9 protein-coding genes and 1 pseudogene are annotated in these 9,467 nt (G+C 66.6%); 8 read left to right on the top strand and 2 right to left on the bottom strand.

What is annotated here, in order from left to right; translation table 11 throughout:
• Positions 1 to 88: 88 nt before the first annotated feature.
• The 4 genes from rpmI (at position 89) to QOD90_RS14930 (ending at position 3,188) form a co-directional block, all read left to right on the top strand.
• Positions 89 to 283, top strand: coding sequence for a 50S ribosomal protein L35 (gene rpmI / locus QOD90_RS14915; protein WP_263999523.1), 195 nt, complete (start codon positions 89 to 91; stop codon positions 281 to 283).
• Between the two features lie 53 nt (positions 284 to 336).
• Positions 337 to 726: a 50S ribosomal protein L20 gene (gene rplT / locus QOD90_RS14920; RefSeq protein WP_459185918.1), complete on the top strand. Its 390-nt coding sequence runs from the start codon at positions 337 to 339 to the stop codon at positions 724 to 726.
• A 32-nt stretch (positions 727 to 758) separates the two neighbouring features.
• Positions 759 to 1,505 (top strand): TrmH family RNA methyltransferase, encoded by a 747-nt coding sequence (locus tag QOD90_RS14925; protein ID WP_526350983.1) that lies wholly within the window; start codon positions 759 to 761, stop codon positions 1,503 to 1,505.
• A gap of 78 nt (positions 1,506 to 1,583) precedes the next feature.
• Positions 1,584 to 3,188 carry a GMC family oxidoreductase gene (locus tag QOD90_RS14930; protein WP_526350985.1) on the top strand — a complete coding sequence of 535 codons (1,605 nt, stop codon included), beginning with the start codon at positions 1,584 to 1,586 and terminating at the stop codon, positions 3,186 to 3,188.
• Here the strand turns inward: QOD90_RS14930 and QOD90_RS14935 are convergent.
• Positions 3,169 to 4,416, bottom strand: coding sequence for an acyl-CoA dehydrogenase family protein (locus QOD90_RS14935; protein WP_526350987.1), 1,248 nt, complete (start codon positions 4,414 to 4,416; stop codon positions 3,169 to 3,171). The genes QOD90_RS14930 and QOD90_RS14935 overlap by 20 nt on opposite strands.
• Positions 4,417 to 4,420: 4 nt before the next feature.
• Positions 4,421 to 5,449 (bottom strand): oxygenase MpaB family protein, encoded by a 1,029-nt coding sequence (locus QOD90_RS14940; protein WP_526350989.1) that lies wholly within the window; start codon positions 5,447 to 5,449, stop codon positions 4,421 to 4,423.
• 293 nt (positions 5,450 to 5,742) lie between these two features.
• Here QOD90_RS14940 and QOD90_RS14945 point away from each other — a divergent pair, with 293 nt between their 5' ends.
• The 4 genes and pseudogenes from QOD90_RS14945 to QOD90_RS14960 form a co-directional block, all read left to right on the top strand.
• Complete coding sequence (locus QOD90_RS14945) at positions 5,743 to 6,633, top strand: adenylate/guanylate cyclase domain-containing protein (protein WP_526350991.1); 891 nt, start codon at positions 5,743 to 5,745, stop codon at positions 6,631 to 6,633.
• Between the two features lie 9 nt (positions 6,634 to 6,642).
• Positions 6,643 to 7,485, top strand: coding sequence for a rhomboid-like protein (locus QOD90_RS14950; protein ID WP_526350993.1), 843 nt, complete (start codon positions 6,643 to 6,645; stop codon positions 7,483 to 7,485).
• A gap of 10 nt (positions 7,486 to 7,495) precedes the next feature.
• A complete protein-coding gene (locus tag QOD90_RS14955; RefSeq protein WP_526350995.1) occupies positions 7,496 to 9,034 on the top strand; it encodes an HNH endonuclease signature motif containing protein in 1,539 nt (512 codons plus the stop codon).
• 7 nt (positions 9,035 to 9,041) lie between these two features.
• Positions 9,042 to 9,467: pseudogene (locus QOD90_RS14960) on the top strand (phenylalanine--tRNA ligase subunit alpha); the annotation flags it as partial.

A 9,467-nucleotide genomic window follows, 5' to 3' on the forward strand; every position in this document is an offset into this window, starting at 1 on the left:
CGGCCCCCGCCGAACCCGCGGCGGCTCCGGCCGGCGAAGCACCCGCAGATCCATCGCAGAACTGATCCACCACTAGAACTGAGGACACATGCCCAAGGCCAAGACCCACAGCGGCGCTTCGAAGCGCTTCCGGAAGACTGGGACCGGAAAGATCGTGCGCCAGAAGGCTGGACGTCGCCACCTGCTCGAGCACAAGGCGACGAAGCGCACCCGCAGGCTTGACGGCCGCACCGTGGTGGCGGAGAACGACGCCAAGCGCATCAACAAGATGCTCAACGGCTGACCTGACCCGCCTTTCTAGGCCCCAACCTGACCCGCACGAGATAGGAACACCCCATGGCACGCGTCAAGCGCGCACTCAACGCCCATAAGAAGCGGCGTACCGTACTGAAGGCTTCAAAGGGCTACCGCGGCCAGCGGTCGCGCCTGTACCGCAAGGCCAAGGAGCAGCAGCTCCATTCGTTGACCTACGCCTACCGTGACCGCAAGGCGCGCAAGGGCGACTTCCGCAAGCTGTGGATCACCCGCATCAACGCGGCGGCCCGGGCGAACGGCATCACCTACAACCGGTTGATCCAGGGCTTGAAGCTGGCCGGCGTCGAGGTCGACCGCAAGAACCTGTCGGACATCGCGATCAGCGACGAGGCTGCGTTCACGGCGCTGGTCGAGGTCGCCAAGGCCGCGCTTCCTGAGGACGTCAACGCCCCGTCGGGCGAGGCCGCCTGAGCCTCCCACCGCTCACCGAACGTTCGGCCCGCGTGGTCGCGGCAGCCAAGCTGCTGCGCCACGTGGGCCGTAAACGTACCGGCCTCTTCCTGGCCGAAGGCGCCAACATGGTCGAGGCCGCGTTGGCGCGCGGACTCGTCAGCGACGTCTACGCGACGGAGTCCGCTGCCTCGCGCTTCGAGCAGCTTCTCGGGGCGGCGCCAGTGCATCTGGTCACCGAGAAGGCGGCGAAGTCGTTGTCCGACACCGTGACCCCCGTAGGTCTGGTCGCGGTGTGTTCGACGCCGACGCCGAGCCTTGACGACGTCCTCGCCGATTCGCCGCGGCTCGTAGCGGTTGCCGTCGAGACCTCCGAACCCGGCAACGCAGGAACGCTGATCCGGCTCGCCGACGCCATGGGTGCCGACGCGGTCGTCCTGGCCGGACACGGCGTCGACCCCTACAACGGGAAGTGTCTACGCGCGTCGGCAGGCAGCATCTTCGCCCTCCCCGTCCTCGAGGTGCCCGACGCCACGGCTCTGATCGCGGCACTTCGCGTCGCCGGTCTGCAGGTCCTTGCCACCACCCTCGATGGCGACCTGTCGCTCGATGACGCAGACCTCTCCATACCAACCGCGTGGCTGTTCGGCGCCGAGGCGCACGGCCTGTCGCCCGACGTCGCGGCACTCGCCGATGCCCGGGTACGCATCCCCATGTCGGGGAGCGCCGAGAGTCTCAACGTCGCTGCGGCAGCGGCCATCTGCCTGTACCAGAGTTCGCGGGCCTCCCGCCCCGACTAGCTGCGTCGGGTGTACTGTTCGACGCTACATCTCTTGCAATATTTGTAACGTCGCTCCAGTCGCTGCGGAGGCTTCCCGATGACCCGATACGACTACGTCATCGCCGGTGCCGGATCCGCGGGATGCGTGCTCGCCAACCGATTGTCCGCCGATCCCCGCACCAAGGTGCTGCTCGTCGAGGCGGGCGGGGCGGACCGGCATCCGATGTTCCACGTGCCCAAGGGTTCGGGGATGCTCATGGAGAACGAGAAGTATGCGTGGCGATACCGCACCACGCCGTTCGGCCCCAATCAACGGTCCGAGTTCTGGACGCGGGGCAAGGTGCTCGGCGGCTCCAGTTCCATCAACGGGATGGTCTACAACCGGGGCAACCAAGCCGACTACGACGAGCTGGAGCGCCTCGGCAACAAGGGCTGGGGGTGGAATGACATTCTGCCGATCTTCAAGGCCTTCGAGGACAGTGAGTTCGGGCCGTCGCCGACTCGCGGCGTCGGGGGGCCGCTGCACATCTCGGTGGGACGTGGCCCCGACCCGTTGTGCCGCGAGATCATCGGCGCGGGTACGCGCGCGGGCCTCCGCGAAATCGACGACATCAACGAATCCGACGATCCGCGCATCGGGTATGCCGCAGCGACGATAAGGAACGGGCGTCGGGTCAGCGCCGCGGACGCCTTTCTCAGGCCCGCCAAGCGCCGTGCCAACCTCGACGTCATCACCGGCACCACGGTCCGTCGCCTCATCATCGAGAACGAGCGCGCCGTCGGCATTCACGTCACCACCGCCGACGGCGGCAACGCCGAGTTCCGAGCGAACCGCGAAATCATCTGCGCGCTCGGCAGTATGGGCAGCCCGCAGCTGCTGCAGCTGTCTGGAATCGGGCCCCGCGAGGTGCTGGCGGATGCCGGCGTCCCCGTGTTGGTGGAACGGGACAACGTGGGCCGTCGGGTGCGGGAACACCGCTGCTTCGCCATGAGATTCAGGCTGAATGCGGAACTGGGCTACAACCGCAAGCTGTCGTCGAGCCTTGGTCAGGCGTCCGCCGCGGCCCGTTATCTGGCCACTAGAAGGGGGATGTTGGCGACTCCGACCTTCGAGGTGCTGGCCTTCCTGAAGACACACGCCGAGGCCGAACGCATCGACGGGCAACTCCTGCTCGGGCCCTTCACGATTCCCGCCTATCAGGCCGGTGAGCCGATCTCCATCGAACGTGAACCAGGCGTGTCGTGCCTCGGCTTCGCGTTGCGTCCCACGTCGGAGGGCAGCGTGACGATCACGTCGGCCGTTGCCGATGCACCCTTGCGCATCGAACCGAACTATCTGACCAGTGCGTACGACCGCACCACCACCGCCAACTTGATCCGCCGAACGCGAGAACTGTTCGCGCAGTCGCCGATTGCCGACCGCATCGACCACGAGATGTTTCCCGGCGTGGCCGCGCAGAGTGACGACGAGCTGATCGACTCCGCGTTGGATGGTGGTTACACCGGTTACCACGCAGTCGGTAGTTGTGCCATGGGGCCGAGCGAAGGGGACGTCGTCGACGATCGGCTCCGGGTCAGGGGAGTGGACGGTCTGCGCGTCGTGGACTGCTCGGCGACGCCGATCATGTTGGCAGGCAACCTCAATGGGCCGGTGATGGCAATGGCGGCTCGCGCCTCGGAGTTCATCCTCGAGGATCGCTGAGGAGACCTCGCGCAACGTGGGTGATCTGAACTTCGTTGCTACCGGCGTAGATCATCAGCGACTTGGCGTCGCGGGCCAGTTGCTCGACGCGGTACTCGGTCATGTAGCCATTGCCGCCGAAGAGTTGAATGGCCTCCATGGCGACGTCGGTGGCGGCTTGCGAGGAATACCACTTCATCGCCGAAGCCTCGGGCAACGAGATCGTCGTGCCCACCTGCCCGGCCTCGATGACGCGGAACAGCATGTTGCGCACGTTCATTCGCGCCACCTCCATACTCGCCAGCTTGAGCTGGATGAGCTGGAATTGGCCGATCTCCTGGCCCCACAGCGTCCGGGACTTGGCATAGTCGACGCAGAGGCGCAGGCACTCCTCGATCACCCCGAGCGCCATCGCGGCGACGCCGATGCGCTCGGCGGAGAAGTTCGATCGGGCGCTGTCGCGGCCGTCACCCTTGTCGTTGTCCTCCGTCTCGCCCAACAGCCGATCGCGGCCGAGGCGCACGTCGTTGAAGAACAGCTCACCGGTTCGCGAGCTGTGAATGCCCATCTTGCGGAACGGTTTCGACTGAACGAACCCTTCCATACCCTTGTCGAGGACGAACGTCAGAACCTTGCGGTCGCGTTTGTCGACCTCCGGATTACCCTCGTCGAGCTTCGCGTAGACCACGGTCACGTCGGCGTCGGGGCCGTTGGTGATGAACGTCTTCTGCCCGTTGAGGACGTAGTCGTCCCCGTCGCGCACGACGTAGGACTTCATGCCACCGAAGGCGTCCGAACCCGAATCGGGCTCGGTGATCGCCCATGCCCCGACCTTCTCGTAGGTGACCAGTTCGGGCAGCCATCGCTCCTGCTGTGCGAGCGTGCCGCGCGATGCGATCGTCGGAACCGTCAGGCCGAGGCTGACGCCCATGCCCGTCACCACGCCCATACAGACTCGACAGAGCTCGCTGACCACGACGAAGCCCATGCCCCCCTGTTCGCCGCCGAACATGCCGCCGGACGACGCCCCACCGCTCGATGCCCCGCCGTCGCGCATCTTGGCCAGTCGCTTCTCCAGCGACTCCTTGGCCATGGCGTCGATGCCGAAGGTCGTGAACAGCTTGCGGATGATCGGATAGGGCGCCATGTCGCCGCTCTCCAGGTCGTCGACGTGGGGCCGGATCTCCTTGTCGACGAAATCGCGGACCGCATCGCGCACGGCAATGTCGACGTCTGACCATTCGAGCATGTGTTCAGGCAGCCTTTCCTGGCTTTTGACGACCGCGTGCTGGACGCAACCCGGCGAGGGAGAATGTGGTGTGCACCAGGGATCCGGCACGTTCGATCAATGACTTGCTCCCCGGCACGTAGTGCACCGGGAGGTCGCGGCGATCGCGCGGGGGACCCATGAAGCCGGGCGCCTCGACGAGCGGGGCGTCGGCGGGGGACCGGCCCGAGGACCGTCGATAGGCGGCCAATGCCCTTGGGTGGAGCCGTATTTCGTCCGGAACGGCGACGAAGGCCAGCTGGACCAGCTTGCCGAACAGGCGCAGCACCACTTCATCGCTCGGAGTCCAGCGCATGCCCGCCTTCTCGCGAACCGCAGGGTCGAAGAGACCGGCGGCGATCCAACGCTGGCCCGCCACCATCGGCTTGAACAGCTGGTCCCACACCGGGGTCGGCATCACGACGAACCACGGCTTGGGAATGCGGATCGAGAAGATGTCCAACGTGGCGCGGTTGATCTCGAGCTCGTCGCGGCAGGTGGCCTCCCAGTACCCCTGGAAGTCCTCCCAGCTGGCAGGCACGGGTCGCATGCTCATGCCGTACATCCGGTACCACTGGACGTGCTCGTCGAAGAGTTGGCGCTTCTCGGCCTCGGTCAGGCCGCCGCAGAAGTACTCGGCGGTCTTGATGATGAGCATGAAGAACGTGGCGTGCGCCCAGTAGAAGGTCTCGGGGTTCAGCGCGTGGTACCGGCGGCCTTCACCGTCGGTGCCCTTGATGGTCTCGTGGTAGCCCCTGATTTGCGCGCCCGTCCGCGCCGCGCGGTCGCCGTCGTACACCACGCCCATGATCGGGTAGACCGATCTGGCGACCCGCTGCAACGGCTCCCGCAGCAAGATCGAATGGTCCTCGACCCCGGCACCGAGTTCGGGATACATGTTCTGAATGGCGCCGATCCAGACGCCCAGCATGCCGGTGCGGAGGTCGCCGAAGTACTTCCAGGTCAGGGAGTCGGGGCCGAGCGGGTCGGCAGTCGTCGTTGATCTCGCCGTCATGGTGTCCTCGCAGAGTTCAAGCCCACGGGTTGTTTGCCCAACGTATTCGTGACAACGCGTGTTGTCCACCATGGTCCGGCGGCGCGCCGCGCATCGTTATCCGTCGGGCATCCACGCTCTACGCCGCCGTGACGTGCGGATATTCGCAGCGCACCGAACGCAGTGGTGCAGTGTGAGCAATGTCTTACGGCGGGCGGTCAAGATCAGCCGACCTGCGGCTTCGGCAGGGTGCGCCACCACCCGTGGGCTGCGGTGATTGCCCGCCCTGAGACGCGGCACCTAGGCTGGTTCGCGTGGATGTCGAATCGTTCGAGGAACGGTCCGGCGCAGAGGACAGCGGTTCCGGACTCCAAGCCGGGGGCCCGTTGTCGTGGCTGAAGAGCACGAATCACAACGCCGGTCTGATCGCCTTCGTCAGGCGTGCTCGTCGGGCCCTACCCGGCGATCCGGACTTCGGAGATCCCCTGTCCGCGGCGGGTGATGGTGGTCCGCGAGCCGCTGCGCGCGCGGCCGACCGCATCCTGGACCGGCATGCCGCGTCGCGGGAGTTCAGCCTGGCCGGCCTGCAGGTCTGGCAGGCATTGACCGAACGAGTGTCGGGCCAGCCGGCCAACCGCGAGGTCACGTTGGTGTTCACCGATCTCGTCGGGTTCTCGGACTGGTCGTTGCGGGCCGGCGACGATGCCGCCTTGAAACTGTTGCGACGCGTCGCCCAGGTGACGGAACCACCGCTTCTGGAAGCCGGCGGACACATCGTCAAGAGGATGGGCGACGGAGCGATGGCGGTCTTCGCCGATCCCGCTACCGCCGTCAAGGCCGTCCTGAAAGCACTGGAGGCCGTGAAAACCGTTGAGGTGGGCGGTTATACGCCGCTGATGCGGGCGGGCATCCACACCGGCCGTCCACAGCGGATCGGCTCGGATTGGCTCGGTGTAGACGTCAACGTGGCCGCGCGAGTGATGGACCGCGCCACCAGGGGTGGACTGGTGGTGTCCAACGTGACCCTGGCGGGAATCTCCGACGAGGACTTCGAGTCGTTGGGCATCACGGTGAAACGCGTACGCAAGCAACTGTTCTCGGCGAAGGTCGCCGGTGTTCCCGACGACCTCGTGATGTACTGGGTGAAGACTCGCAGGGATCTGCCAGGTCTGGATGAGGTCGACGCGGAGGCCCCGGGGGCATAGTCGATCCCGATGGCGCTTGCAGTGATGTCTCGGTTGGCCCGCGTTCGGGTCACCACGAGCTATGCCGTCGTGCTGGTCGCCATCGCGACTGTCATGTGGAAGCTCGGCCCCGCGGTCCAGGACCGGGTGATCCAGCACGCGAGTACCAATCTTCACAATCTGAGTCACGGGCACGTCGCCACCTTGCTCGGCAGCGCGTTCGTCGTCGATGCCGGGCCGGTCCTCTACTGGCTGCCTGGACTGGTCTGCCTGCTCGGTCTTGGGGAACTGCTGTGGCGAAGTGGCCGACTACTGGTGGCGTTCGCCGTGGGACACGTGGGCGCGACGCTGCTGGTGGCTGCCGGGCTCACCGCGGCCGTCACCTATGGATGGCTGCCCTCCAGTGTCACCAGAGCCACCGACGTCGGCATGAGCTACGGCGCCACGGCGGTGCTCGGCGCGCTCACTCCGGCCATACCCCGGCGCTGGCGTCCGACGTGGATCGGCTGGTGGCTCGCCGCCGGGGTGGCGGTGATCACCGTCGGCATGGACTTCACCGACGTTGGGCATTTGGTGGCACTGGCCCTTGGCATGGTGGTGGCGACGCGGTTCGGCAGGCCACGGCCGTGGACTTGGCCATTGGTGATGCTGTTGGCGATCGCTGCGTCGTTCGGTTTTCTCGTCCTCGCGAGCACTGAGGGCACCCTGCTGTTCGCCGCCGTCTCGGGCGTCGCCGGTGGACTGCTCGGCACGGCCGCCACGCTGCTGAAGGCGCTGTACCGAATATCGGATTGTCCACAGTCGCCGATTCGTCCACAGGTCGAGCCCAGCGGGCCCATTGCGAGCAGTCTGGATGTCCCGGCGCGGCGGTAGCTTCGCTCGTATGTTCGATGAATTGGTAGCCGGTGCGCTGCATGCGACCGACGCGCGGGCCGTCGCACGGTGGGCCAGGGTGGAAGCCGCCGCGTGCGCCCGACGACTCTCCGCGATGGTGGCTGTACTCGACCGGTGTCACGCTGCTGACGGCTCGGCGAATCGCGAGCAGTGGTGCATCGACAACTGGGCCGCAGTCTGCGCACAGATCGCGGCCGCTGAACAGATCACCTCGGGATCGGCGTCGCACCAGCTGCTGATCGCCACCGCCCTGCGCGATCGCCTGCCTCGGGTCGCGGCCCTGTTCGCCGAAGGCGCGCTGTCATATCGCGTCGTGTCCGCGATCGTGTGGCGGACGGCTTTGATCAAGGATCCGAGTGCCCTTGAAGCAGTCGACGCCGCGGTAGCCAATGCTGCCCGCGAGTGGGGGCCGATGTCGGCCAAGAAGATGGAACTGGCCATCGACTTCTGGGTGGACCGCTTCGATCCTGACGCTCTGCGGCGCTCCCAGACCGGTGCGCGGTCTCGCTGCTTCGACATCGGCTCGGAGGACGCATCCGGAATGGCGCAACTGTGGGGGACCCTGTTCGCACACGATGCCAAGGCCCTCGACCAGCGTATTGACTCGATTGCCGGGTCGGTCTGCGACCGGGATGGCCGCACCCTTGACCAAAGGCGGGCAGACGCGGGCGGTGCCTTGGCCAATGGTCTCGACCGGCTTGCCTGCCGATGTGGGTCCAAGGATTGCTTGCCGCCGAAGCCGTCGGGCAGCCTCGTCATCCACCTGGTTGCCAATGCGGAGGACGTGGCCACCGACGACGGTGTTCTCGACGGCGCCGAGCCCCGAGTCACGCCAGACGGGCCGCTCCGACAGATGACCCTCGAGGAAGCCCTGCGGCAGCCTCCGTCGACTGGCCCAGCACCCCAGGGTCCCGGCGTCCTCATGGGGGGTGCACTGGCGCCCAGTGGTGTGCTCGGCCGAATGTCGTGTGGCGCGCAGATCAGGACGATCGTGCATCCGGGCCAGGCCCCGCCGGAACCCAGGTACGCCCCATCGCGGGCGCTGGCGGAGTTCGTCCGATGTCGCGATCTGACGTGCCGATTCCCGGGCTGCGACCACCCGGCCGACGCCTCCGACATCGACCACACCATTGCCTATCCCGTCGGACCAACGCAGGCGTCCAACCTGAAGTGTCTCTGCCGAGAGCACCACTTGCTCAAATCTTTCTGGGGTGGAAGCGGCGGGTGGCGTGATCGACAGCTCACCGACGGAACGGTTGTCTGGACTTCGCCGGACGGTCAGACGTACATCACTCGACCGGGCAGCCTGCTGCTCTTCCCGCGGTTGTGCGTGCCGACGGCCGCCGTTGCCAAGCCGAATACCGTCGTGCAGTCCGCTGCGGGATTGACGATGCCTCGGCGGTCGACCACCCGGGCTCGGGAACGGGGCCGTCGCATCGATGACGAGCGACAGCTCAATCGTGAGGAACCTCTGCCGAGGTCGAGCGATCTCAGGGTATCGCGGGTCACAACGCACCCGTCGCTATGATCGCCGGGTGGTAGATCAGCCGGACTCGTCGGGACTCTCGCAGGAGGCGTTGGCCGCCGCCGTCGGTGCCGCCTGCCTGGCCTTCGAGCAGGCAGACGATCTTGACGCGCTGGCTCGGGCCAAGACCGAACACCTCGGCGACAAGTCACCTATCGCGTTGGCGCGTCAAACGCTTGGCGCGCTGGCCAAGACCGATCGAGCCGACGCCGGTCGCCGCGTCAATGAGGCCCGCACCGAAGCTCAGGCTGCCTTCGACGCCCGCATCGAGGTGCTCCGCGCCGAACGTGACGCCGCCGCGCTGGTCGCCGAGCGCATCGACGTCACGTTGCCATCGACGCGCGGACCGATCGGCGCCCGGCACCCCATCACGATCCTGGCCGACCACGTTGCCGACGTCTTCGTCGCGATGGGATGGGAGCTCGCCGAGGGCCCC

This window comes from Mycobacterium sp. (assembly GCF_032161845.1).
GTDB lineage: Bacteria > Actinomycetota > Actinomycetes > Mycobacteriales > Mycobacteriaceae > Mycobacterium.